Source organism: Burkholderia puraquae, from assembly GCF_002099195.1.
Taxonomy (GTDB): domain Bacteria; phylum Pseudomonadota; class Gammaproteobacteria; order Burkholderiales; family Burkholderiaceae; genus Burkholderia; species Burkholderia puraquae.
On sequence record NZ_NBYX01000006.1, the window covers coordinates 201,243 to 224,176 of the forward strand.

General features: G+C 66.0%; 22 protein-coding genes, 3 tRNA genes and 1 riboswitch. Of the genes, 8 read left to right on the plus strand and 17 right to left on the minus strand.

Translation table 11 applies throughout. The features are described from left to right. Positions 1-43 precede the first annotated feature (43 nt). A tRNA-Arg gene (locus B7G54_RS14650) sits at positions 44-120 on the minus strand. A gap of 67 nt (positions 121-187) precedes the next feature. Then, a tRNA-Arg gene (locus B7G54_RS14655) sits at positions 188-264 on the minus strand. Between the two features lie 129 nt (positions 265-393). Here B7G54_RS14655 and greB point away from each other — a divergent pair. Then, positions 394-957, plus strand: coding sequence for a transcription elongation factor GreB (gene greB / locus B7G54_RS14660; RefSeq protein WP_085039711.1), 564 nt, complete (start codon positions 394-396; stop codon positions 955-957). 83 nt (positions 958-1,040) lie between these two features. Here the strand turns inward: greB and B7G54_RS14665 are convergent, their stop codons facing one another. After that, positions 1,041-2,186, minus strand: coding sequence for a porin (locus tag B7G54_RS14665; RefSeq protein ID WP_085039712.1), 1,146 nt, complete (start codon positions 2,184-2,186; stop codon positions 1,041-1,043). A 501-nt stretch (positions 2,187-2,687) separates the two neighbouring features. Then, the gene (locus tag B7G54_RS14670) at positions 2,688-2,954 is read right to left on the minus strand and encodes a hypothetical protein (protein WP_085039713.1); all 267 of its coding nucleotides are present in this window, start codon (positions 2,952-2,954) and stop codon (positions 2,688-2,690) included. A 247-nt stretch (positions 2,955-3,201) separates the two neighbouring features. Here B7G54_RS14670 and B7G54_RS38590 point away from each other — a divergent pair, with 247 nt between their 5' ends. The 3 genes from B7G54_RS38590 (at position 3,202) to B7G54_RS14680 (ending at position 4,850) form a co-directional block, all read left to right on the plus strand. Next, positions 3,202-3,384 carry a hypothetical protein gene (locus B7G54_RS38590; protein ID WP_133059166.1) on the plus strand — a complete coding sequence of 61 codons (183 nt, stop codon included), beginning with the start codon at positions 3,202-3,204 and terminating at the stop codon, positions 3,382-3,384. Next, positions 3,366-3,569: a cold-shock protein gene (locus B7G54_RS14675; RefSeq protein WP_006476615.1), complete on the plus strand. Its 204-nt coding sequence runs from the start codon at positions 3,366-3,368 to the stop codon at positions 3,567-3,569. The genes B7G54_RS38590 and B7G54_RS14675 overlap by 19 nt, the downstream gene beginning before the upstream one ends. A gap of 141 nt (positions 3,570-3,710) precedes the next feature. Continuing rightward, positions 3,711-4,850, plus strand: a complete 1,140-nt coding sequence (locus B7G54_RS14680; RefSeq protein WP_085039714.1) for an exonuclease domain-containing protein — start codon at positions 3,711-3,713, stop codon at positions 4,848-4,850. A gap of 34 nt (positions 4,851-4,884) precedes the next feature. Here B7G54_RS14680 and B7G54_RS14685 read toward each other — a convergent pair whose 3' ends face one another. Both B7G54_RS14685 and B7G54_RS39035 read right to left on the minus strand, forming a co-directional pair. Continuing rightward, the gene (locus B7G54_RS14685; protein WP_085039715.1) at positions 4,885-5,478 is read right to left on the minus strand and encodes a chorismate mutase; all 594 of its coding nucleotides are present in this window, start codon (positions 5,476-5,478) and stop codon (positions 4,885-4,887) included. Between the two features lie 223 nt (positions 5,479-5,701). After that, positions 5,702-5,848, minus strand: a complete 147-nt coding sequence (locus tag B7G54_RS39035) for a hypothetical protein (protein WP_165765576.1) — start codon at positions 5,846-5,848, stop codon at positions 5,702-5,704. Between the two features lie 198 nt (positions 5,849-6,046). Between B7G54_RS39035 and B7G54_RS14690 the strand changes: the two genes are divergently transcribed. From B7G54_RS14690 to B7G54_RS14700, 3 genes are all read left to right on the plus strand, one after another. Further along, positions 6,047-6,436: a DUF2946 domain-containing protein gene (locus B7G54_RS14690; RefSeq protein WP_085039716.1), complete on the plus strand. Its 390-nt coding sequence runs from the start codon at positions 6,047-6,049 to the stop codon at positions 6,434-6,436. Positions 6,437-6,562: 126 nt separating this feature from the next. Then, entirely contained in the window at positions 6,563-8,926 is a 2,364-nt protein-coding gene (locus tag B7G54_RS14695; RefSeq protein ID WP_085039717.1) for a TonB-dependent receptor, read from the plus strand. After that, positions 8,914-9,360, plus strand: a complete 447-nt coding sequence (locus tag B7G54_RS14700) for a TlpA family protein disulfide reductase (RefSeq protein WP_425266483.1) — start codon at positions 8,914-8,916, stop codon at positions 9,358-9,360. Before B7G54_RS14695 ends, B7G54_RS14700 begins: the two co-directional genes overlap by 13 nt. A gap of 36 nt (positions 9,361-9,396) precedes the next feature. On the opposite strand, the gene B7G54_RS14705 is transcribed toward B7G54_RS14700, so the two are convergent. The 7 genes from B7G54_RS14705 to pepN form a co-directional block, all read right to left on the minus strand. After that, the gene (locus B7G54_RS14705; RefSeq protein WP_027788093.1) at positions 9,397-9,651 is read right to left on the minus strand and encodes a GlsB/YeaQ/YmgE family stress response membrane protein; all 255 of its coding nucleotides are present in this window, start codon (positions 9,649-9,651) and stop codon (positions 9,397-9,399) included. Between the two features lie 265 nt (positions 9,652-9,916). Next, positions 9,917-10,129 carry a hypothetical protein gene (locus B7G54_RS14710; RefSeq protein WP_085039718.1) on the minus strand — a complete coding sequence of 71 codons (213 nt, stop codon included), beginning with the start codon at positions 10,127-10,129 and terminating at the stop codon, positions 9,917-9,919. Next, the gene (locus tag B7G54_RS14715) at positions 10,126-11,859 is read right to left on the minus strand and encodes an FAD-dependent oxidoreductase (protein WP_085039719.1); all 1,734 of its coding nucleotides are present in this window, start codon (positions 11,857-11,859) and stop codon (positions 10,126-10,128) included. Before B7G54_RS14715 ends, B7G54_RS14710 begins: the two co-directional genes overlap by 4 nt. Positions 11,860-12,025: 166 nt before the next feature. Continuing rightward, entirely contained in the window at positions 12,026-12,835 is an 810-nt protein-coding gene (locus tag B7G54_RS14720) for a helix-turn-helix transcriptional regulator (protein WP_085039720.1), read from the minus strand. Positions 12,836-13,007: 172 nt separating this feature from the next. Continuing rightward, positions 13,008-13,083: transfer RNA gene (locus B7G54_RS14725), tRNA-Thr, on the minus strand. Between the two features lie 205 nt (positions 13,084-13,288). Continuing rightward, on the minus strand, positions 13,289-14,302 hold the full coding sequence (locus B7G54_RS14730) for a class 1 fructose-bisphosphatase (RefSeq protein WP_085039721.1): 1,014 nt from the start codon (positions 14,300-14,302) through the stop codon (positions 13,289-13,291). 276 nt (positions 14,303-14,578) lie between these two features. Beyond that, positions 14,579-17,272: an aminopeptidase N gene (gene pepN / locus B7G54_RS14735; protein ID WP_085039722.1), complete on the minus strand. Its 2,694-nt coding sequence runs from the start codon at positions 17,270-17,272 to the stop codon at positions 14,579-14,581. A gap of 187 nt (positions 17,273-17,459) precedes the next feature. Between pepN and B7G54_RS14740 the strand changes: the two genes are divergently transcribed. Beyond that, a complete protein-coding gene (locus B7G54_RS14740) occupies positions 17,460-18,158 on the plus strand; it encodes a DUF4136 domain-containing protein (protein ID WP_085039723.1) in 699 nt (232 codons plus the stop codon). 54 nt (positions 18,159-18,212) lie between these two features. On the opposite strand, the gene B7G54_RS14745 is transcribed toward B7G54_RS14740, so the two are convergent. The 4 genes from B7G54_RS14745 to xdhC all read right to left on the minus strand — a co-directional run bounded on the left by B7G54_RS14745 (position 18,213) and on the right by xdhC (position 22,902). Continuing rightward, the gene (locus tag B7G54_RS14745; protein ID WP_046545165.1) at positions 18,213-18,785 is read right to left on the minus strand and encodes a TMEM165/GDT1 family protein; all 573 of its coding nucleotides are present in this window, start codon (positions 18,783-18,785) and stop codon (positions 18,213-18,215) included. A 78-nt stretch (positions 18,786-18,863) separates the two neighbouring features. Beyond that, a riboswitch (yybP-ykoY riboswitch) is annotated at positions 18,864-19,001 on the minus strand. Between the two features lie 155 nt (positions 19,002-19,156). Then, complete coding sequence (gene guaD / locus B7G54_RS14755; RefSeq protein WP_085039724.1) at positions 19,157-20,476, minus strand: guanine deaminase; 1,320 nt, start codon at positions 20,474-20,476, stop codon at positions 19,157-19,159. 371 nt (positions 20,477-20,847) lie between these two features. Next, on the minus strand, positions 20,848-21,873 hold the full coding sequence (locus B7G54_RS14765) for an adenosine deaminase (RefSeq protein WP_085039726.1): 1,026 nt from the start codon (positions 21,871-21,873) through the stop codon (positions 20,848-20,850). Positions 21,874-21,891: 18 nt separating this feature from the next. Then, on the minus strand, positions 21,892-22,902 hold the full coding sequence (gene xdhC, locus B7G54_RS14770) for a xanthine dehydrogenase accessory protein XdhC (protein WP_085039727.1): 1,011 nt from the start codon (positions 22,900-22,902) through the stop codon (positions 21,892-21,894). Positions 22,903-22,934: the final 32 nt, after the last annotated feature.

Below are 22,934 nucleotides of genomic sequence, written 5' to 3' on the forward strand. Positions count from 1 at the left end.
TCAACTGTCGGAACCTTCTGCGATGGGAAGGCCCCCAAAAAAGTGGCGCGGCTGGCAGGATTCGAACCCACGACCCCTTGGTTCGTAGCCAAGTACTCTATCCAACTGAGCTACAGCCGCACGCAAAACAAAACTTCTACTGCTTTGAACTGAAAGGGCCTTCGGTTCAGAAGGCCCTCGGAAAAAGTGGCGCGGCTGGCAGGATTCGAACCCACGACCCCTTGGTTCGTAGCCAAGTACTCTATCCAACTGAGCTACAGCCGCACGCAGAAGCGAAATTATAGCAGGGTTGTATAAAAAGGGAAGCCTTATTCGCGAATTGTTCTGCCCGGCCTTGCCGGGGCGCCCTTCGTGTACCCTTGGAGCATCAGTCATCCATGTTGAATCCGCATCATGAACAAGGCGTTTGTCAAAGAGTCGGACGGCGACGACGACGATCTCGACCAGGCCCAGCCCGCGATTCCGGCTGGTGCGAAGAACTACATCACGCCCGCCGGCCACAAGCGGCTGAGGGACGAGCTACTGAACCTGATCGACGTCGAGCGTCCCGAGGTCGTGCGGCTCGTGTCCTGGGCCGCGTCGAACGGCGACCGGTCGGAGAACGGCGACTACATCTACGGCAAGCGGCGGCTTCGCGAGATCGATCGCCGCATCCGTTTCCTGACGAAGCGGCTCGATCTGGCCGAAGTCGTCGATGCGAGCCGGCAGGAGAATGTCGATCAGGTCTTTTTCGGCGCGACGGTCGATTACGAGACGCCGGACGGCGTGGATCACACGATCACGATCGTCGGGATCGACGAGGTCGATCTCGATCACGGCTGCGTCAGCTGGATTTCGCCGGTCGCGCGTGCGCTCATCAAGGCGAAGATCGGCGATACCGTCATGCTGATGACGCCGGCCGGCCCGCAGCCGATCGACGTGCTCGACGTCCGTTACCCGGCGCCGGGTAACGCCTGAGCGGCGCTCGGTGCGGCCTGGCAAAGAAAAAGCGCCCCGATGGGGCGCTTCGTCATCCGGCGTGGAACGGATGTGCCGGTTGCTCAGAAGCGATGGCGCATGCCGGCCGTGACCGCGATCTGCTTGTTGGTCGATGACGCGGCGCCCAGCCCGTTGATGTTGGCGCCGAGGTCGAGGCCGTCGTTGTTGACCTTCTGGAACTCGCCCTGCAGGTAGACGTCGGTGCGCTTCGACAGCGCATAGTCGGCTTGCAGGTTGAACTGGTGCCAGGTCGGCTTGTCGCCGGCCAGGCGGCCCTGCGTGTACGTGTAGGAGCCGGCGAGCGACAGCGCCGGCGTCAGCGCGTAGCGGCCGTTGAGTTCGTAGTTGCTGAAGCGCGCGGTTCCGCCGAGGCCCGTGATGCCGCCGGACACGCCGGACTGCCCCGCGCTGATCGCCCGGATGCCGGTCAGGCGCGTCTGCGTGAACACGAAACCGACCGTGGCCGGGCCGAACCCGTAATTCAGGCCGGCGCCCCAGGTGCGCTGCACGCGCGATGCGAAGGTCCAGTCGCCGGTCACCGCGCCCGGATCGGACGCTGCCTGCGCGAGCGCGTTCACGTCGCTGTTCAGCTGCAAGTAAGCCGCGGCGAAGTTGAAGCCCAGGTAGCTGTACGACACGCCGCCGCTATAGGCGCGGTTGTTCGCGAAAGCCGTCGAGTTCGAGAACCCGTACAACGCACCGAACTTGAGGCCGCCGTAGTTCGCGCTCTGATACTTGACCGAGTTGTTGATCCGGAACGAGTTGTTCAGGTTGTCGTTGTCGAACGGGTGGGCGAACTGCGTGCCGCCGTACTGGGTACCGGTCAGCGACAGCGGCCCGAGGTAGTCGACGACGCTGTCGTACTGCCGGCCCAGCGTCAAGGAACCGTAGCTGTTGTGTGCGAGGCCGACAAACGCTTGCCGGCCGAATTCGCGGCCGTTCTGCTTCAGCGCGCCGTTGTTGATGCCGAAACCATTTTCCAGCGTGAAGATCGCTTTCAGGCCGCCGCCGAGATCTTCGGTGCCGCGCAAGCCCCAGCGGCTGCCGTTCACCGAACCGCTCGTTTCCTGCCAGGCGCTGTGGCCGTGCTGATTGTTCGTGTAGGTGATGCCTGCATCGATCAGGCCATAGAGCGTCACGCTGCTTTGCGCGTGGGCTGCTGTAACGAATACACCCGACAACGCGGTGACGATCAGGGTTTTTTTCATGGATCTGTCTCCAAACAGGATGATGTCGATCGAACCTGCTGCTGACTGGCATGTTTTGCTTGACGCTGCGACCGGCCCGGCAGAGCGGCGGTGCGCTTATCAAAAAGCCATTTGCAGTGTACGGAGTGCGTGGAGCGGGGAAGGGTTACGCTTTAAGCAATAGTATATTTTGGAATCCGCAAAGATCGTCGAGGCAGCGCAAACGATTACCCATCAAGGGTTTGCGGCGGTGCAGCGAAAGAAAATGGCGCTCAGGACTCCGTAATGGGTGTTGCGCGATCGCGACAGGTAGTCAGCGGCAGGCGAGGGCGGTCGTAGCGCGATTATTGACACATCGGCAATAGAGGTTTGTGTGGAGCATGAATAATGAAAGGTTGTTCTCTCGCTATACTGCGATCTCTGCTTTCCGAAGCAGACTTTTTCGTTGACGGAAAAGATCTCCAAACCTTTGTCGGCGCGACTTCCCAGTCGCGCTTTTTTTTTGCCCCGCTGCTCCGCATGCTATTGCGCGTGCGAGCGCCGCTTGCGCTTGGCCGCTGGCGCGGTCTCCTTGTCTTCGGTCGGGGGCGGCGTGTATGTCCAGTCTTCCATCACGTAGTGACGGGCATCGAGAGGCGATGCGAGCAGGTTCTGCCAGTGATCGCCATGCCAGGTCGTATCGAATTCGGTGTCGCAGGGCGCTTCGCGCGCGGACTCGGCCAGGGCGCGGGACTTGCGGCGTACGCGTCCGAGCCGGCTCGCGAAGCGCTTGATTCCGTCCAGCCACATGACCTTCTCCTTCCTTCCGGCGTTAAGTGAGCATCGCAACGTCCCCGCGTTTCCGCAACCCGGAAAAAACCCGAGGATTTTACCGAGCCGATTTGTCCCCGGTAGGAATTTCATGATCGAGATTATCGACGCTCTAATCCCGGTAATGTTGACAGGTTTTTGATGCGAATCAATTAATCAAAGGTGATGGTGTACCGATTCCAATGGCATTAGCGTTTTTTTGATAAAGCGACCATCAAAAATTTTCTTGACGCACCGGGATTGTCCAATTTATAAAGTCAGCACTCCGTCCTCGGGCGGCGTGCTGGTGCTGGTGCTGGTGCTGGTGCTGGTGCTGGCGCAATGTTTCGGGATTTCGGGAAACGGCTATAAAAATAGCTTTTTTGATCTAAACGAGTGGGGAACGAAGACATGGATACCGGTATCGTGAAATGGTTTAACGATGCTAAAGGTTTCGGCTTTATTACGTCGGACAATGGTGGTGAAGATTTGTTTGCGCACTTTTCCGAAATCCGGATGGACGGCTTCAAGACGCTGAAGGAAAACCAGCGTGTTTCGTTCGACGTGAAAGTCGGGCCGAAAGGCAAGCAGGCAGCGAATATCCAGGCGGTCTGACGCGCCACGCATTGCCGATCACGTCCGGCCCCCGCATTGCGGGGGCTTTTTGTTTTCCGGGGACGGAACATTCCGGTTCGGGCTGGCCGCGAACCCGGATGCCGGTGCATACTCACGGAAGCATCGTTTCCCAGTCTTTTCATGTCTGATTCTCGCCGTCCGTCCGATCCCGCCAGCGAACAGCCGCTCGTTTTCGTCGACCTTGAAACCACTGGCGGCTCGCCCGCCGAACACCGCATCACCGAAATCGGCGTGGTCGAAATCGGCCCGCTCGGCGTGTCGACGTGGACGACGCTCGTCAATCCGGGCCAGTCGATTCCGCCGTTCATCCAGCAACTGACGGGCATCTCGGACGAGATGGTGCGCGACGCGCCGCCGTTTGCGTCGCTGGCGCCGGCGTTGTTCGAGCGGCTCGACGGCAAGCTTTTCGTCGCGCACAACGCGAGCTTCGACCGCGGCTTCCTGCGGGCCGAATTCGAGCGGGCCGGCTTGGCATTCAATCCCGATGTGCTGTGTACGGTGCGATTGTCGCGTGCGCTGTTCCCGCGTGAATCGCGACACGGGCTCGACGCGTTGATCGAACGCCACAGCCTCGTACCGGCTGCGCGCCACCGGGCGCTGGCGGATGCCGACCTCCTGTGGCAGTTCTGGCGCCAGTTGCATGACATCGTGCCGCTCGAGCGGTTGCGCGACCAGATCGCACGCACGACGCGCCACTTCCGTCTGGGCGGCGACCTGACCGAAGCCTGGCTCGATACCGCACCGGCCGGATGCGGTGCGTACGCGCTGTTCGGGGAGGACGACGCGCCGCTGTATGTCGGCCGCAGCGTGCGTGTGCGGCAGCGGCTGCGCGCGCTGCTGACGGGCGAGCGTCGCTCGTCGAAGGAAATGCGGCTGGCGCAGCAGGTGCGGCGTGTCGAATGGCGAGAGACCGGCAACGAGCTGGGGGCGATGCTCACCGAAGCGCAATGGATCGCCCGGCTGCGTCCGTCATACAACCGGCGCCCCGCGGCCGACACCGCCCGTGCCGGCGGTGCGCCCTGGCCGTTCGACGGTGCCGTTGCGTTCGAGGCGAGCGGCGAGCGCCGCCTGTTTCATGTGATCGATGGCTGGCGCTATCTCGGTGCGGCGGAATCGCTCGACGCGGCCGCGCGGATCGCGGCCGACGGGACGGACGGCGCATTCGAACCCTTCACCCACCGGCTGTTGCAGACGCATCTTGCACGCGGTCTGGAACTGATTCCGCTCGCCGTGCTCACGCCTGCGGGGCAAGCGGGTTAGTCAAGCACGGCCGCACGATCCGCAGCCCGCTGCGTCAGCCGATCGCGCTTGCGCCGCCGGCCGAGCAGACGTGCGACAGCGCGGTATCGAGGGCCTGCGTCTGCTTGGAGTCGTAGCGCGTGAGCGTCTTCCAGTTCGCGATGCTGCGCGCGAGCCGCGCCTGACAATCAGGCGCATCGCGTAGCGGTGCAACCTGCGCGAGCCCCGCGAGCATTTTCTGCGTCAACCGGTCGAGCGCCGGGCGCGTGCTGGTCGCGAGATCGGGCGGCGTGCCTTCTGGCGGCCGCGTCGCGCGCCAGGTTGCGAACAGCGCGTTCTGCACATCCTTGCTCGCGCTGATCTGATCCTCGAAGAACGTCCGCGCGAACGCGGGGTCGATGCCGGCCTGTGCCGCGCGCTTCTCGACCGACGCGAGTAGCTCCGCTTCGCGCGGCCGGTCCTCGATTGCCTTGTGATTCGCCCATTTCCATCGAGCGACCGGTTCGGCGAGCGCGAGGCGCTGCGACGCGAGCGCGACGAGGTTGGTGAGGGCGGTGTCGTCGCCGTCTGCATTGGCAATACGCGGGGACGAAAAGAGGGCGACGCCGAGTGCGGCGACAGCGAGGCTGGCACGAATGGCTTGCTTCATCGGAACGATCGGGAGAGCCGGGCGGGCCGGACGTGGAAAACCAGAAGGATAGACGAAGACAGTCGCGCGGCGTAGCGCAGCGACAGGAGAATCAGCGGGCGAGCTGATCCGGCACCGTCAGGCTGTTGCGGCCCGGGTGCGAGGCGAATTGCGCGCGATGCGCAGTGATGAACCGCACGATAGCGATGATCGACACGTGGCGGTTACAGAACCGGACAGGCGTTCACTTCGGCGAGTACAGCCTGTGCTGCTCGTCGAAGAATGCCCGCACGTGGTCGGGCAATTCGGCGAGGAATTCCACGCCGACGGGTTCCGGATCCGGGCTCATCACTTGCTCGGGCGGTGGCATGCGAGTGGGTCTTTCGTCCATGGTCATTTCTCCAGCAGGTTCAATGATTATCAACCTCGTGCTTGGATTTATGCCAGTGGCGAATCGTTAGATTTTGTCTCTGTTGTATTCACGGCACATGCGTGCTGACGCGCGCTGCGATGCCGACTATTGCATCGTGCGGAATCGGCAACAATCAGGCCGCTTGTTATACTTGCGCGCACTTTTTCCCGGACCGCGATGAGACGAACGACGCGATGGATCGGCCTCGTATGGCTGGCGCTGGTACTGAATGTACTGTCGCCCGTCATCGGTTATGCGCGTCTCGCATCGAGCGGTTCCGGCGCGCTCACGCTCGAGTTGTGCAGTGCAGCGGGCGCCCGCCAGGTCGTGCTCGCGCAGGCGGGCGGCGATCACGACACATCGTCGTTCGACCATGCCGGCGTGCCGCACTGCGTGTACTGCCCGGGCTTCGCTGCGAACGTGGCGCTCGGGTCGAGCCTGCCCGCGTTGCCGGGCTTCGTACGGACGTTCGCGTATCGCGCGGCCGCCCCCGTCATTCCTGATTGTCCCCGCAAGGGCATCCGTCTCGCGCAGCCTCGCGCCCCGCCTGAAAACGCTCCGATCTGATTGATGTCGTCCGCGCGCCCCGGTGGCGCGCGTGCCGCCCGCGGCCGGGCCGCGTGCTGCGCCATTCGTGCGCGGCGCGCGCGCTCGCGTCCGGCGGCGTCCGATTACGTTTTCAGGAATTCACTCATGTCCTCTCCCTTTGCCGCACGGCCGTCGCGCGGCCGGCTCGCGCTCGCATGCGCGGCCGCTTTCGCGTGGCCTGCCGCCCATGCGGCCTCGACGGACGATGCACGCGGCGCTACCGCGCGCGGTGGCGTCGAGCATGCCGCCGATGCCGCTGCGCCCGCTTCGGCCGTTGCAACCGTGCCACCGGCGCTGGCCGGCGGTACGCTGACCGCCGTCAGCGTGACCGCGCAGCGGCAACCAGTCGATCCGGATTCGCCGGCCGTCGTCACATCGATCACGCGCGAGCAGATCGAATCGCACACCAACGTCACCACCGAGGACGCGCTGAAGTACGCGCCGAACCTGATGGTCCGCAAGCGCTATATCGGCGACCGCAACAGTGTGTTCGCAGGCCGCGACTTCAACGAACTGCAGAGCGCGCGCGGGCTCGTCTATGCCGACGGCGTGCTGCTGTCGAACCTGCTCGGCTCGAGCTACGCGTACCCGCCGCGCTGGTCGCTGATTCCGCCTGACGATATCGCGCGCGTCGACGTGCTCTATGGCCCCTTTTCCGCGCTGTATCCCGGCAACTCGATCGGCTCGACCGTGCTGCTCACGACGCGCCGCCCGGAAAAGCTCGAGGCGTCGCTGTCGACGCAGTTCTTTACGCAGCGCTACCACGACGGCTACGGATTCGCGGACAGCTTCGGCGGCAATCACCAGACCGCGCGGATCGCGAACCGCGTCGGCCGGTTCTGGTTCGCACTGTCGCTCGACCGGCTCGAGAACGACGGTCAGCCGATGCAGTACGCGAGCCCCAATTCGGCGTACAACCCGAAGCTCGGCGCCACCGTGCCCGTGACGGGCGCCGCGACCGACATCGGACCCAACGGCCGGCCGCGGACGATCGTCGGGGCGCAGACGATCGAGCGGACCGAGCAGCTCAACGAGACGGTCCGGATGGGCTATGCGTTCACCGAACGCGTCGATGCGACGCTCACGCTCGGGCATTGGGAGAACCATTACCGGCAGCACGGCGAAACCTTCCTGCGCGATGCGGCCGGCAATCGGGTCTACGGCGGCAACGTGTCGATCGGCGGCCAGAACATGACCGTCGCGCCGAACGCATTCGCGCCGCAGCGTGGCGACCAGGAGAACTGGCTGTACGCGCTCGGCCTGAACGGCCGGCTCGATTCCGGCTGGCGCCTGTCGGGCGTCGTGTCCGCGTACGACGTGTCGCGCGACGTGCAGCGCTCGGCGTCGACCGTGCAGGGCGGCGCAGGCACGTTGTTCCAGGGCGACGGCACCGGCTGGCGCACGCTCGACCTGAAGGCGGAAGCGCCGGAAGTGAGGGGCCATACGTTCACGTTCGGCTATCACTACGACAACTATTTCCTGCGCAACATCACGTACAACACGGCCGACTGGCTGGCCGGGCCGACCACGTCGCTGTCGAGCGTCTATCGTGGCGACACGCGCACGCAGGCGCTGTTCGGGCAGGACGCGTGGCGTTTCGCGCCGGGCTGGCTCGCGACGCTGGGGCTGCGCTACGAGCGCTGGGATGCGTATGGCGGGGCGCTCGGCAATGCAACGGGTACGCTCGGCTATGCGGACCGCAGCGCGAATGCGTTGTCGCCGAAAGTCGCGTTGCAATGGGATGCGACCGACGTCTGGCGCTTCCGGCTGTCGTTTGCGACCGGCACGCGTTTCCCGACGGTCGGCGAACTGTTCCAGGGCACGATCTCGAACAATGCGATCGTCAACAACAACCCGAACCTGCGGCCTGAAAAGGCGATCGACTGGGATTTCACGGCCGAACGCGACGTGGGTGTCGGCGTCGTGCGTGCCAGCGTGTTCCAGAGCGATTTGCGCGATTCGATCTACAGCCAGACGACGGTGTCGGGCGCGACGACGGTGACCAATATCTCGAACGTCGATCGCGTGCGCGTGCGCGGTGTCGAACTCGCGTTCAGCGGCGAGAACGTCGGGCTGCGCGGGCTCAATCTCGACGCGAACGTGTCGGCGAGCAACGCGCAGATCCTCGCCGATGCCGCGAATCCCGCGTATGTCGGCTCGCGCTTTCCGCGTATTCCGCGCATGCGTGCGAACCTGCTCGCGTCGTATCGCTTCGACGAGCACTGGCTTGCGAGCGTCGGCGTGCGCTACTCGGGCCGCCAGTTCAACACGCTCGACAACAGCGACGTGAACCCGGACGTCTACGGCGGCACGAGCGCGTTTACGGTCGTCGACCTGAAGGCGCGCTATCGCTTCGACCGGCACTGGGCCGCGTCGCTCGGCATCGACAACCTGACGGACCGCCGCTACTACGTGTTCCATCCGTATCCGGGCCGTACTTTCTATGGAGAACTGAAATGGTCGCTGTGAGATCGCTCGCGGCAGGTGGCGTGCTGTGGTTCGCGATGCTGCCGCCTGCCGGTGCGCACGATGCGCACGACGTGCCGAAGGCCGCCGATTTGCACGCCGCGCACATGAGCATGCAGGCAGCCCCCGCGCAGCAGAAGCAGCCGCTCGCGACGGGGGCGGCGTTCGACTCGCATCACCGGATATGGGTCGTGACGGATGCGTACGACGACAACGGTGCGGCGATCTCGCAGGCGCTCGCGCAGATGAACCCGCCGCAGGTCGCACAGTATGCGAACGCGGAGCCGATGCCCGAGCGGTTGCGCGTGGTGTTCGATGCGGGACGGAGAGGGGAGATGCCGCGCACCGTGCGGACCGGGCGCGATGGCGCACGCGAAGCACGCAGCGGATTGCTGACGGCCGACGGCGCGCGGCGAACGGGCCGCGCGCCGGCCTGATGCGAAAACGCGCCCGTAGGCGCGTGGAGAGAAGCGTCAGGCCGCTCGCTTGAATAGCCGGATCACGAATAGCAGGATCACCGCGCCGACGACCGCGACGATCACCGAACCGATGAAGCCGCTGCCGATGCTGATGCCGAGCAGCCCGGCGAGCCAGCCGCCGATCACTGCGCCGACGATCCCGACGATGATGTCGACGATCAGCCCGAAGCCGCCGCCCTTGACGAGCAAGCCGGCAAGCCAGCCGGCAATCGCGCCGATAATGAGCCACATAATCAAGCCATGAGTCATGGTGGTCCTCTCCTTGTGTTGTGTCGAATGACCGGACGTCGGCTATGTCGCCGCAAGCTGAATGAAGGCGGCATTGCGACCCGCCGCGCCGCCCACGCAATGTAACGCGATAGCCGGGTCGGAATCGTTAAGTAATGTTATGCACCCTTAACGGGATTTTCCAGGGAATTCGTCTGCGTACGGCGAGGCTCGCGCGCAGGGCAATGCATGCCGAAATGAATCTGTAAGGAATGGCCGCCGGCGACGCCGGGGTCGGCCATGCGTGTCATCGCCCGTGCGTCGATGCCTGCATGCCCGCGTCGGGCAACCCGTCGCTTGCGTCGGCGATCAGTCGTGCGACGGTCGCGGTGTCGCCGATCGCCTCGATCGACAGCAGTGCGAAGCGGGCGAGAAAGAGCGACGCATCGGCTTCGCCGATCCGCGTCATCGCGCGGCACAGGTCAGTGTAGAGGGTGTCGCGTTCGGTGTCGGTCATCATGCGGTCTCCTGAGGATCGGTTGACGCGGACGGATGGAGTGCGCGTTCGAGCGCGGCGGCCACGTCGCCGCCGCGAGCGTCGTGCCAGCGGCCGAGGACGTGACCGTCCGGACGCACGAGATAGACGGTGCCGTCGCGCGCGCCGTACGTGTCGAACAGCCGGCCGTCGTCGTCATGGCCGCCGCAGGCCGGTTGCCGCGGAGCAGCATGCCGCGCAAGCGTGACGAGCGCGAACGGTATCCGCGCAGCGTGCAGGCGCCGTTCGAGATCGGCCAGCGTCGGATCGGGCACGCCGTCGGACGTGAAGCAGAACGCGGTGAAGCGCGGGGCGACGAGATCGGTCAGGTGGCCGCGGCGCATGTCGCTGCCGTTCGCCGTGTACAGCATCAGCGGGCCTTCGGTGAGCACCGTGCCAGGCGCAGGCCCGGCGGCAAACGTGTCGCGTTCGGCTGCGTTGAGCGACGACGTCGCATACGCGATGGCCGTCGTCTGGCGCGGATTGATCAGCGAACGCAGCGCCGGATGATGGACCGCGAGCGACAGCACGGCTCGGCGCATCAGTTCGAAGGCAAACGACGGCGGCGCCATGAATTCGGTGCTCTTCGTGCCGTAGCGGAGGTTCTCGTGCGTGGCGAACACGCGTTCGTCCGAGTAGCTGTCGAGCAGCGTGTCCGACGCGAGGCCGCGAATCACGTACGCGAGTTTCCATGCAAGGTTGTCGGCATCATCGATGCCCGAATTCGCGCCGCGCACGCCGAAGATCGGCACGAGATGCGCGGCGTCGCCGCAGAACAGCACGCGGCCGTGCCGATAGCGTTCGAGCGTCAGCGCGTTCGCCTTGTAGATCGTGATCCAGATCGGCGACCAGTCTCCGCGCTCGCCCATCATGTCGAGCAGGTTCTGCACGCGCGGGATCACGTTCTCCGGTTTTACGGCCGCTTCGGAATCCTCATCGTCGCGCAACTGGTAGTCGATCCGCCACACGTTGTCGGGCTGCTTGTGGACGAGCACCGTCGAACCCGGGTTCGACGACGGATCGAAGTACGCGAGTCGTTCGGTCGGCCGGTCGCTGTCGAGCGCGATGTCGACGATCACATAGCGCCCCTCGTAGCGCGTGCCCTGCAGCGACAGGCCGAGCGCGTCGCGCATCGTGCTGCGTCCGCCGTCGCACGCGACGACCCAGTCGGCGTCGAGTGCGTAGCCGCCGAGTGGCGTGTCGACGTCGAGGCGCGTGCCGTCCGGTTGCCGGGTCACGCCGGTGACTTTCGCCTGCCAGCGGATCTCGATGAGTTCGGGACGGCGCAGCGCGGCGTCAAGCAGGAACTGCTCGATGTGATACTGCGCGAGATTGACCATCGGCGGCAGCTTCTGGTTTTCGTCCTGCGGCATCGTGAAATGCAGCACTTCGTCGCGACGGTAGAAACTGCGTCCGCCGGTCCACGGCAGCCCCTTGCGCAGGAAGTCGTCGAGCGCGCCGAGCCGCTCGATGATCTCGAGGCTGCGCCGCGAGATGCAGATGGCGCGGCTGCCGTGGCAGACCGCGTCGTCGGCCTCGATCAGTACGCTGCGGATGCCGTGGTTCGCGAGACCGAGCGCGACGGCGAGGCCGACGGGGCCGCCGCCGACGATCGCAACGCGATGCCGGCGCGTATCGATACCGTCGGCGCAGGCCGGCAGATGCGCGGGATGGCGCTCGGCGACGAACGGGTAGGGCTTGAAGTCGATATCCATCGTTGGCTTCCCGGGTAGTCTGGTTCGACGTGTGCGCATCGACGCTGAGATGCGCGCAACAGGTCAGCGCAGTATGGGAGCCGGTCATGCCCCTGTTGTCCCCAAATCGGGTACAGCGAGAGGCAACTCGAATGGTCGCGAGCCGCTTAACGCAAGCCGCGATATTTCATGGCTGCATGCACAGCGCAAACAGCTCGCGCTGGCCCGAGATGCCGAGGCGCCGGTATGCGCGTTTCTGGTAGGTGACGACGCTCGAGGCCTTCACGCCGATGGTCTCGCCGATCTCGTGCGCGGTCTGGCCTTCGAGTACGCCGCGCAGTACATCGAGTTCGCGCTTGGACAATGCGGGGCATGCATGCCGCAGTCGCGCGAGCATCCGTTGCGGGATAGCGACCTGCGCGGCACCGGCAAGCGCGTAGTGATGCTTCGCGGCCTGCGCGATCAGCGGCGCGAGCGCTTCGATCGCGGCGATCTCGCGCGTCTGGAACACGCCGCTGCGATGCGCGCGGTACAGGTTGATCGACAGCCACGTTGCATCGCCAGGCTGCATCAGCAGCGCCAGCCGGTCGGATACGTCGGGGCCGTGGTAGCAGGCCGCGCGATACGCTTCGTGGCCGATCTCGTCGCCGGCCTGCTGGTGCAGCAGCAGGTCGTGGCGGCGGGTGCCGCGACCTGCGGTCGAGACGATCTGCTGGTTGCCGTCGAGCGCGTAGAAGTGCCGTGCATAGGTGTCGGCGACATCGCGCAGGTAGCGCCCGCCGCGATGATCGGCGACCGACATCGTGCGCGGCCGATTGCCGAACTCGTACGCGAAGATCGTGCACTGCGAGATCGACAATGCGTCGTCGAACAGCTTCAGCACTTCGGCCGCGAATGCGTTCGGTTCTTCGCCGCCGATCGCGGCGACGAGGCGCGTCGCACGCGATACGTCCAGTTGCCCGGTGAGGTTCGGTCGCTCGAGACGCCAGGTGCGCATGATGCTCGGAAAAGGCGGGGTGGTCCGTCGATTGTAATCGGCGGGATGCGGCGCGGGAGTCGGGTGATGCCCGCAAGCGGAGCGGACGCAGGCAGAAGGAGGGCAGCGCACGATTCGGCGTGCCGGAATGAGAAAAGGGCTGACAAGCATTGCTTGTCAGCCCTTTATAACTTGGTGCCGGAGATAGGAGTCGAACCTACGACCTTCGCATTACGAATGCGCTGCTCTACCAACTGAGCTACACCGGCATCAGAGAAACGAAATTATAAGGTGAAATCTGAGACCTTGGCAATAGGTTTTGCGAATTTTTTTCAGCTTGCTGCTGCTGTTTCGCGAAACTCATCGATTCGGCGGACTCCCCGCTTCGTTTCACTGCGATGCGACCCGTTGGGGTCACATCGAGAGGCGCGATTGTACGTACGTCGCGCGACACTGTCTAGTGCTGCAGTGCAATTATTTTGCTTCGTCGTGATAGCCGGTCACGCGCTCGACTTCGTTCTTCGAACCGAGGAACACAGGGACGCGCTGGTGCAGGCCCGTCGGCTGCACTTCCATGATGCGCTGCGTGCCGGTCGTCGCGGCGCCGCCAGCCTGTTCGACGATGAACGACATCGGGTTCGCTTCGTACATCAGGCGCAGCTTGCCCGGACGATCGGGCGTGCGCTTGTCGGCCGGGTACATGAAGATGCCGCCGCGGTTCAGGATCCGATGCACGTCGGCCACCATCGATGCGATCCAGCGCATGTTGAAGTTGTCGCCGCGCGGGCCGTCCTTGCCCGCGTTCAGTTCGTCGACATAGCGCTGGACCGGCTCGTACCAGTGGCGCGCGTTCGACGCGTTGATCGCGTATTCGCGCGTGTCGGCCGGGATCTGCATGTTGCTCTGCGTGAGCACCCACGAGCCGACTTCGCGGTCGAGCGTGAAGCAGTTCACGCCGTTGCCGGTCGTCAGCACGAACACCGTCTGCGGGCCGTACACGGCGTAGCCGGCCGCGACCTGCTGCGTGCCGGGCTGCAGGAACGATTCCTCGGTTGCCTGCTTGCCGTCCGGGCAGCGCAGCACCGAGAAGATCGTGCCGATCGACACGTTCACGTCGATGTTCGACGAGCCGTCGAGCGGATCGAACACGAGCAGGTATTCGCCGCGCGGGTAGTTCGCCGGGATCGGGAAGAACGTTTCCATTTCTTCCGACGCCATCGCGGCGAGGTTGCCGCCCCATTCGTTTGCGTCGAGCAGGATTTCGTTCGACAGGATGTCGAGCTTCTTCTGCACTTCGCCCTGGACGTTCTCGCTGCCGGCGGTGCCGAGCGCTTCGCCGAGCGCGCCCTTCGACACGTTGTAGCTGATCGCCTTGCACGCGCGGGCGACGACTTCGATCAGCAGGCGCAGGTCGGCGGGGAGGTTGTTGGTCTCACGTTGCTGTTCGATCAGGAACTTCGACAGCGTAGTGCGGCGGGCAATGGACATGACAGACTCCAGAAGGCCAAAGAATCCTTGAATGGCTGCAATTTTACCCGTCGCGCCTCCCGCGCCGCCGGGTTTTTTCGTCCGGTTACATGGCCGGGCGGCCGAACCGGCCCGGTTTCCGGGGGCGGGGCGGGCGGGACGCGCTTTGCGGCGGCAGGCGGCGCGTTCAGACCCGGCGATTGCGCCCGGTTCCAGCCGTGCTCAGACAATAAAAAAAGCCGGTGCCGCGACTGGCGGCACCGGCTGTATGGCGTGGGCGCAAGGCGGGCGATGGTGTTACGCGAGCGCCTTCTCGACGATCTCGCGTACGTCGCGCGATTTCGCACCGGCGGCGACCTGCTCGAGCGCTTCGCGCATCCGATCGCGCAGCGCGGGCGTGAAGCGGCGCCACAGTTCGAGCGAGCGCGCGAGGCGCGCCGCGACCTGCGGGTTGATTGCGTCGAGCGCGAGCACCTGTTCGGCCCAGAACGCGTAACCCGAGCCGTCCGCCGCGTGGAATTGCGCGGGGTTGGCCGCGCAGAAGCTGAAGATCAGCGAGCGTGCGCGGTTCGGATTCTTCAGGTTGAACGCGGGGTGCGCGAGCAGCTTGCGAACCTTCGCGAGCGTCGGCTGCGCGGACGTGCCGCGTTGCGCGGCCTGCATCGCAAACCACTTGTCGATCACGAGCGCTTCCTTCTCGAAGCGGCGGTAGAAGTCGTCGAGCGCGTGCTCGGCCGGTTCGTTCGCGCCAGCGGCCGCGGCGGACAGCAGCGCGCCGAGTGCAGCCGCGCGATCGGTCATGTTGTTCGCCGCGTCGTATTGCGCAGTCGCAAGGCGCACGGCATCGGCCGGATCCTCGAGTTCGGCGAGATACGCGAGCGCGAGGTTCTTCAGCGCGCGGCGGCCGGAGGCCTCCGGCGTCGGCTCGTAGGCGCCGGGCGTCTGGTGCTGCTCGTAGGCGGCGAGCCAGTCGGCGCGCAGTGCGGTGGCGAGCTGGCGGCGCACGAACTGGCGCGCACGATGCACGGCGGCCGGATCGGCTTCCGCCATCTGGTCGGCGAGGTAGGTTTCCGACGGCAGCGTCAGCGCGAGTTCGCGGAACGCCGGCGACAGCGTCGCGTCGGTCAGCACGCGGCGGAATGCTGCGACGAAATTCTCGCCGAGCGTGAGCGGCTCTTTTGCGGCGGCACGCGTGGCGAGCGTCAGCAGCGCGCGCGTCGCGAGGCGCTGGCCGGCTTCCCAGCGGTTGAACGGATCGCTGTCGTGCGCGAGCAGGAACGCGAGGTCGTCGTCGCTGTAGTCGTACTCGACGATGACAGGCGACGAGAAGTTGCGCAGCAGCGACGGCAGCGGTTGTTCCGGCACGTCGACGAACGTGAAGGTCTGCTCGGTGTCGGTGAAGTCGAGCACGCGCGTCGTGCCTGCGGCCGCGGCTTCGCCGTCGAGACGCAGCGGCAGGTCGCGGCCGTCGCGGCCGATCAGGCCGATCGCGAACGGGATCAGCAGCGGCCCTTGCTGCGTTTCGCGCGCCGCCGGCGACGCGTCGCCGTAACCCTGCGCGAGCGTCACCGTATAGCGGCGCGCGGCCGCGTCGTACGCGGTGCGCACCGACACGCGCGGCGTGCCGGCCTGGCTGTACCAGCGCTCGAACTGCGCGAGGTCACGCCCGTTCGCGTCGGCCATCGCGTGACGGAAGTCGTCGCAGGTCACGGCGTGCCCGTCGTGACGCTTGAAGTACAGGTCCATCCCCTTGCGGAAGCCGTCGCGGCCGAACAGCGTCTGGTACATCCGCACGACTTCCGAGCCTTTCTCGTAGACGGTCATCGTGTAGAAGTTGTTGATCTCGACGTAGCTCTCCGGGCGCACCGGGTGCGCCATCGGGCCCGCGTCCTCGGCGAACTGCAGCTGGCGCAGCACGCGCACGTCCTCGATGCGCTTGACCGCACGGGCCGCCGATTCGATGGCGTCGCCCGCGGCCATGTCGGCCGAGAATTCCTGGTCGCGGAACACCGTCAGGCCTTCCTTCAGGCTCAGCTGGAACCAGTCGCGGCAGGTCACGCGGTTGCCGGTCCAGTTGTGGAAGTACTCGTGGCCGACTACCGACTCGATGTTCGCGAAGTCGGTGTCGGTCGCGGTCTCGGGGTTCGCCAGCACGTACTTCGTGTTGAAGATGTTGAGCCCCTTGTTCTCCATCGCGCCCATGTTGAAGTCGCCGACCGCGACGATCATGAAGCGGTCGAGATCGAGCTCGAGGCCGAAGCGCTTTTCGTCCCAGCGGATCGAATGGATCAGCGAATCCATCGCATGACGCGTCTTGTCGAGATCGGCCGGCTCGACCCACACCTGCAGCAGCTTTTCCTTGCCCGAGCCGGTCGTGATCTTTTCCTCGAGCGCGACGAGCTTGCCCGCGACCAGCGCGAACAGGTAGCTCGGCTTGCGGAACGGGTCTTCCCACTTCGCGAAGTGGCGGCCGTCGGGCAGGTCGCCGGAATCGACGAGGTTGCCGTTCGACAGCAGCACCGGGTACGCCGCCTTGTCGGCGCGCAGCGTCACCGTGTACGACGCCATCACGTCCGGGCGATCGAGGAAGTAGGTGATACGGCGGAAACCTTCGGCTTCGCATTGCGTGAAGAAGTTGCCGCTCGACACATAGAGGCCCGACAGCGTCGTATTCTGGTCGGGTGCGCATGCGCTTTCGAGCGTCAGTTCGAAGGCATCGGGGACGTTCTCGACGGTCAGCCCGTGCTCGTGCGCGCGCACGGCGCCATGCGGCGTGCCATCCAGCCGTGCGCCGAGGAATTCGAGCGCTTCGCCCATCAGCTCCAGGTGCGGCGCGGGCGCGGCGTCCGGATTGCGGCGCACGCGCATCGTATTCCTGACGATCGTACGGGCCGGCGCGAGATCGAATTCGAGCGCAACGGAGTCGATGAGGAAAGCCGGCGGCGTGTAGTCGGCGCGGCGGATCACGGTGGAGGAGGCGTTGTCGGACATGGTCGTCGAGATCGGTGGAGTGGGGGACGGGCCCGCAGCGCGGGCCGGGCGAACCGGGCCATTGTACAAAGGCTTGCGGCCGCGTGCCGGGCGAACTTTTTACCGGTTCCGGGAGTCCGCGTATTATCGGCATCCCGTTACGGTTCGCGCGGTGCGACGAACGGGTGACGGATCGAAGAGGATCAACATGAAACGCGAATGGATTCGACGCGGTGCGGGCTGGGCGGCGGTGTTGTGCGTGGCGCTGCTGACCGGCTGCACCAGCTACGTGACAACCCAGGTCACGGCCTTCTCCGACTGGAGCGGTAGCGACGCGACACGCACCTATGCGTTCACGCGCACCGATGCGCAGAAGAACAGCATCGAGCAGTCGACCTACGAGCCGATCGTCGCGAACGAGCTGTCCACGTATGCGTTCCGGCAGGTGCCGCAGGCGCAGGCGCGGTACCTCGTCGGGCTGACCTATGCGGTCGGCAGCGATCTCGTGACGGTACCGCAGCCGGTCTACTACGATCCGTGGTTTGCGCCCGGGCCGTACTGGCGGCGCGGGCCGTGGGGCCCATGGGGCCCCTGGGGGCCGATGCCGGCCGGCTATGTCGCGCAGACTTACCAGGTGTTCGACTACACGCTCGGTATCCGTATCACCGAGCGCGCGACGGGCAAGGAGGTCTACAACGTGTCCGCGCGCACGACCGGCGATAACGGCACGCTGCTGTACGCGATGCCGTTCCTCGCGCGCAGCGCGCTCGCCGATTTTCCGCTGTCGAACGGCGCAGTCCGCTCGGTCCGGCTGCCGGTCGACAAGCGCGGCGGCCCGGCGGCGCCGGCCGCCAACGAGCGCGTAGTGCCGGCGGCGCCCGCTTCGGGCGCAGCCGCCGCGAAGTAACACGGTGTCAGTCTCGGCGCGGCCGTCCGGCCGCGCCGGCCATCTTCCTCCCCGTCAGACCCCGATGCCCAGCAGCGCGAGCGCGCCGAGCACGACGAACAGCACGGCCGCGATCGCGTGCACGAGCTTCGTCGGCAGGCGGTGCGCGAAGCGGTCGCCAAGCAGGATCGCGGGCACGTTTGCGAGCATCATCCCGAACGTCGTGCCGGCCACGACACCGATGTAGTCCTGGAAGCGCGCGGCCAGCGCGACGGTCGCGATCTGCGTCTTGTCACCCATTTCCGCGAGGAAGAACGCGACGAGGGTCGCACCGAACACGCCGAGTCGTGAACGGTTGGCATTGGCTTCGTCGGCATCGAGCTTGTCCGGCACGAGGATCCACAACCCCATCGCGATGAACGAGAACGCGAGCGCCCAGCGCATGATCGACGGGGTGACGAGCACACCGAGCCATTCGCCGAGCGCACCGGCGAAACCGTGGTTGACGAGCGTGGCGACGAGCACGCCAAGAATGATCGGCACCGGCTTGCGATAGCGCGCGGCCAGTACGAGGGAAAGCAGTTGGGTCTTGTCGCCGATTTCAGCGAGAGCGACGGCGCCGGTGGAGATCAGGAAGGCTTGGGACACGTATGGGGTTCCACGGGCCGGTGTTGTGCGTGCGAGCGACGATTCACGGCGCGCCGGGCCCTGATGCGGCGCACTGTGAACCATCGGTCTCGCCAGGCCTAGGTGGCTGCGCCCGCCATGGCCGTACGGCCAAGTCTGTTGACGGACGCCTCCGTCACGATGCGCGCCGGGAGCGCGGGACATCGAGCGGAGCGGCTACTCCCCAATGAGCGGCGAATTCTAGCACGACGCGTTGCGCGCGGGAAAGTGGCCGGGCGGCGCGGCGCCTGGCGTCGGGGCGGGATCGGCGGACGGCAATCTCCGGCAGGCCCGGCAGGCCCGGCGGCAGGATGCCTGCGCCTGCCGGGCCGCGACTCTGGCGGCCGTGGCCGTTACGCGGCGGCGGGGCGGCGTGCCGCGCCGCGTTCGTGGGCGAGTTTGCCGGCCGCATAGGTGCGGTACACCGCGCGGTCGTCGCCGAGCAGCGCGAACGCGAACAGCAGCTCCTCGAGCGAATCCGCGCGCTTCGTACGGCGCGCGAGCAGCGGCGTGGCCTGCGGATCGAGCACGACGAAGTCGGCTTCGGTACGCGGCGCGAGCGTGCCGACCGTATCGGCGAGGTCGAGTGCCTGCGCGGCGCCGGCCGTCGCGAGCCAGAACATCCGCGTCGCGCTCAGGTGGTGGCCCGACAGTCGCGCGACCTTGTGCGCTTCGTTCATCGTCTGCAGCATCGAGAACGACGTGCCGCCGCCGACGTCCGTGGCGAGCGTGACGGGCACGTCGTATTCACCGGCCTTGTCGAAATCGAACAGCCCGCTGCCGAGGAAGAAGTTCGACGTCGGACAGTGCGCGACGACGGTGCGCGTCTCGGCCATCCGGCGGCGGTCCTCGTCGTCGAGGTGGATGCAGTGGCCGTACACCGCGCGCGGACGCAGCAGTCCGTAGCGGTCATAGATGTCGAGATAGCTGCGGTGGCCGGGGAACAGCTCGGCCACCCATTTCACCTCGTCGACGTTCTCCGCGACGTGGCTCTGCACGAACACGTCCGGATGGCGGCGCGCGAGTTCGCTGCACGCTTCGAGCTGCGCCTCGGTCGACGTCGGCGCGAAACGCGGCGTGAGCGCGTACATCTGGCGGCCCTTGCCGTGCCAGCGGCCGATCAGCTCGGCGCTGTCGTCATAACCCGATTGCGCGGTATCGCGCAGGAATTCGGGGCAGTTGCGGTCCATCAGCACCTTGCCCGCGATCATCCGCAGGTCGCGCGCGTCGCTCGCCGCGAACAGCGCATCGGCCGACTGCTTGTGCACCGTGCAGTAGACGAGCGCGCTCGTCGTGCCGCAGGCGAGCAGTTCGTCGACGAAGAAGTCGGCGACTTCGCGCGCATGCTCGGGATCGCCGAACTGGCGCTCGGTCGGGAACGTGTACTTGTCCAGCCACGGCAGCAGGCCCGGCGCCGGCGACGCGATCATGTCCGTCTGCGGATAGTGGATGTGCGTGTCGATGAAGCCGGGCACGATCAGCTTGTCGCGCAGGTCATGGACGATCGCGTCGCGCGCGAGCGTCGCGGCGAGCTGCGCGTACGGGCCGGCCGCGACGACCTTGCCGTCGTCGACGATCAGGAGGCCGTCGGTCTCGTAGTTCGCGGCCTGGCTCGATTGCGCCGGGTCGCCGTTGAAGGTCAGCAGCTGGGAACGGAAAGCGGTTTGCGTCATGACGAATGGTCCTGCATCAAGGTAAGGCGAACAGAAGAAAACGAGTGGCGCCGCACGAGGGCGGGACGGCGCTTCGCGAGCGGTTGCAGCACGCTGCGTGCGGCACGACCGGATGCGATTGCGCGGGCGAACGTGGCGGCCGAAGCCGCCAGCAAGTGGTTGCCGGCGGGCCTCGCGGTCGTTGCGCTCGCGACCGATGCCGCGGCGAACGAAACGGCACACCGCGACGGCGTGCCCGTGCGAGCGACGACGAACGGCGCCGTCGCCGCGCGGGCACGCGGGCGATCGTCCCGGCGCAAGGCCGGCCCGGTGGTCGCGAAGCGGATGCCGTCGCCGTGTTTCATCTGTCTAGCGTTCCTCGATGCGGGCCGTCACGCGGCCTGCCAGTACGCGTCGAGGCGCGCGTACAGGGCGTCGCGCTGCGCCGGTTCGATGAACGACGCCTCGAAGCCGTTGCGGATCACCGCATGGACTTCGGCATCCGTGAGTTGCAGCCCTTCGGCCGTCGCGAAGTAGTTTTCGTTGACGTAGCCGCCGAAATAGGCCGGATCGTCGGAGTTGATCGTCACCGCGACACCGCGATCGAGCAGCGCCTTCAGCGTGTGCTTCGCCATGTCGTCGAACACGCACAGCTTCAGGTTCGACAGCGGGCACACGGTGAGCGCCGTGCGCGTTTTCGCGAGGCGCTCGACGAGTGCGGCGTCTTCGATGCTGCGCACGCCGTGGTCGATCCGGTCGACCTTCAGCACGTCGAGCGCTTCGTAGATGTACGCGGGCGGGCCTTCCTCGCCCGCGTGTGCGACGAGCTTCAGCCCGAGCGCGCGCGCCTTGTCGAACACGCGCGCGAACTTCGTCGGCGGATGGCCGAGCTCGGACGAGTCGAGCCCCACGCCGATCAGGCGATGGCGATAGCGCTCGAACAGCGGCAGCGCGGATTCGAATGTCGCGAGCGCGTCCTCTTCGGACAGGTGGCGCAGGAAGCACAGGATCAGCTTGCTGGACAGCCCGCGCTGCTCGGCGTCGGCGAGTGCCCGCTCGATGCCCGCGACCACTGTCTCGATCGGCACGCCACGCTCGGTGTGCGTCTGCGGATCGAAGAACAGCTCGGTGTGGACGACGTTGTCGGCGAGTGCGCGTTCGCAGTACGCGGCCGTCATGTCGTAGAAATCCTGCTCGGTCAGCAGCACGCTCGCGCCTGCGTAATAGATGTCGAGGAACGACTGCAGGTCGGTGAACGCATACGCGGCGCGCAGCGCATCGATCGAGTCGTACGCGAGCTTCACGCCGTTGCGCTGCGCGAGCGCAAAAATCAGTTCGGGCTCGAGCGAGCCTTCGATATGGATGTGCAGCTCCGCTTTCGGCGCACGGGCAATCTTGTCCTTGAATGTCGGGGTCATGGCGTCGTTCTTGGTCGGTCAGTAGGTAGGGGAAGCCTGCGCGGACGCGTTCGCATTTGCCTCGACGGCCTGCAGCAATTGCGCAGCCACCGAGATCGCGATCACTTCGGGTGCCTTGTCGATGATGCCTTCGACTCCGATCGGGCAGCGCATCCGCGCGACCTGGGCCGGGTCGATGCCGATCGCCGCGAGGCGATGATCGAACTGCACGCGTTTCGCATGCGAGCCGGTCATCCCGAAATACGCGTAGTCGCCGCGCCGCAGGATGCGCTCGGCCAGCACGAAATCGAGTGCGTGGTCGTGCGTCATCACGACGAAGTAGGACTGCGGCGGTGCTGCGTCGACCGCGTCGGCCGGGGCAGCGGCCGCTTCGATCGCGAGGTTGCCGATGCCGGCGAGCGCGTCGGCCGGCGGGAACACCGCATCGGGCCCGTCGATCCAGCGCACGTGGCACGGCAGCGTCGCCAGCACCTTCACGAGCGCGGTGCCGATGTGCCCGGCGCCGAACAGCACGACGGGGAACGCATACGGCGCGATCGTTTCGGTCATCAGCGACACGCCGCTGGTTTCCCACAGCAGGCAATCGGCACGCGCAGCTTCCGATTCGGGCTCGCTCAACAGCGGCGCGCCCGGCGAGGGGCCGAATGATACGCTACGCACGGTCGCGGCGCCGGCCGCGACACGCTTCGCGAGCGACATGATCCAGCCGAGATCGCCGACATCGAGCCGCTCGAACGCGAGCACCACGGCGCCGCCGCAGCACTGGCCGAGGCTCGGGCCGAGCGCGAGCCGTTCGAGCCGGCGAGCGTGCGGCACGTGCGCACCATCCTTCAGCAGATGCCGTGCGATCTCGATCGCCTTCCATTCCAGATGACCGCCGCCGATCGTATGGCGGGCCGTGTCGCGCGTGACGAGCATCTTGGTGCCGGCTTCGCGCGGCGCGGAGCCGTCGGTGTGCGCGACCGTCACGAGCACGGCCGCTTCGCCATGCGCGAGCAGTTGCTGCAGATCGCCGAGCCAGGCTTCCATCAGCACGCTCCGTTCGGGACGACGCGGCACGA

Coding starts and splice junctions, on each gene's coding strand:
- xdhC (WP_085039727.1), bottom strand. CDS start 22,902: ATGGAAGCCTGGCTCGGCGATCTGCAGCAACTGCTCGCGCATGGCGAA.
- B7G54_RS14700 (WP_425266483.1), top strand. CDS start 8,914: ATGGTCGCTGTGAGATCGCTCGCGGCAGGTGGCGTGCTGTGGTTCGCG.
- B7G54_RS14695 (WP_085039717.1), top strand. CDS start 6,563: ATGTCCTCTCCCTTTGCCGCACGGCCGTCGCGCGGCCGGCTCGCGCTC.
- B7G54_RS14740 (WP_085039723.1), top strand. CDS start 17,460: ATGAAACGCGAATGGATTCGACGCGGTGCGGGCTGGGCGGCGGTGTTG.
- guaD (WP_085039724.1), bottom strand. CDS start 20,476: ATGACGCAAACCGCTTTCCGTTCCCAGCTGCTGACCTTCAACGGCGAC.
- B7G54_RS14705 (WP_027788093.1), bottom strand. CDS start 9,651: ATGACTCATGGCTTGATTATGTGGCTCATTATCGGCGCGATTGCCGGC.
- pepN (WP_085039722.1), bottom strand. CDS start 17,272: ATGTCCGACAACGCCTCCTCCACCGTGATCCGCCGCGCCGACTACACG.
- B7G54_RS14765 (WP_085039726.1), bottom strand. CDS start 21,873: ATGACCCCGACATTCAAGGACAAGATTGCCCGTGCGCCGAAAGCGGAG.
- B7G54_RS14720 (WP_085039720.1), bottom strand. CDS start 12,835: ATGCGCACCTGGCGTCTCGAGCGACCGAACCTCACCGGGCAACTGGAC.
- B7G54_RS14690 (WP_085039716.1), top strand. CDS start 6,047: ATGAGACGAACGACGCGATGGATCGGCCTCGTATGGCTGGCGCTGGTA.
- B7G54_RS14730 (WP_085039721.1), bottom strand. CDS start 14,302: ATGTCCATTGCCCGCCGCACTACGCTGTCGAAGTTCCTGATCGAACAG.
- B7G54_RS14675 (WP_006476615.1), top strand. CDS start 3,366: ATGGATACCGGTATCGTGAAATGGTTTAACGATGCTAAAGGTTTCGGC.
- B7G54_RS14670 (WP_085039713.1), bottom strand. CDS start 2,954: ATGTGGCTGGACGGAATCAAGCGCTTCGCGAGCCGGCTCGGACGCGTA.
- B7G54_RS14680 (WP_085039714.1), top strand. CDS start 3,711: ATGTCTGATTCTCGCCGTCCGTCCGATCCCGCCAGCGAACAGCCGCTC.
- greB (WP_085039711.1), top strand. CDS start 394: ATGAACAAGGCGTTTGTCAAAGAGTCGGACGGCGACGACGACGATCTC.
- B7G54_RS14685 (WP_085039715.1), bottom strand. CDS start 5,478: ATGAAGCAAGCCATTCGTGCCAGCCTCGCTGTCGCCGCACTCGGCGTC.
- B7G54_RS14715 (WP_085039719.1), bottom strand. CDS start 11,859: ATGGATATCGACTTCAAGCCCTACCCGTTCGTCGCCGAGCGCCATCCC.
- B7G54_RS14665 (WP_085039712.1), bottom strand. CDS start 2,186: ATGAAAAAAACCCTGATCGTCACCGCGTTGTCGGGTGTATTCGTTACA.
- B7G54_RS39035 (WP_165765576.1), bottom strand. CDS start 5,848: ATGGACGAAAGACCCACTCGCATGCCACCGCCCGAGCAAGTGATGAGC.
- B7G54_RS14710 (WP_085039718.1), bottom strand. CDS start 10,129: ATGATGACCGACACCGAACGCGACACCCTCTACACTGACCTGTGCCGC.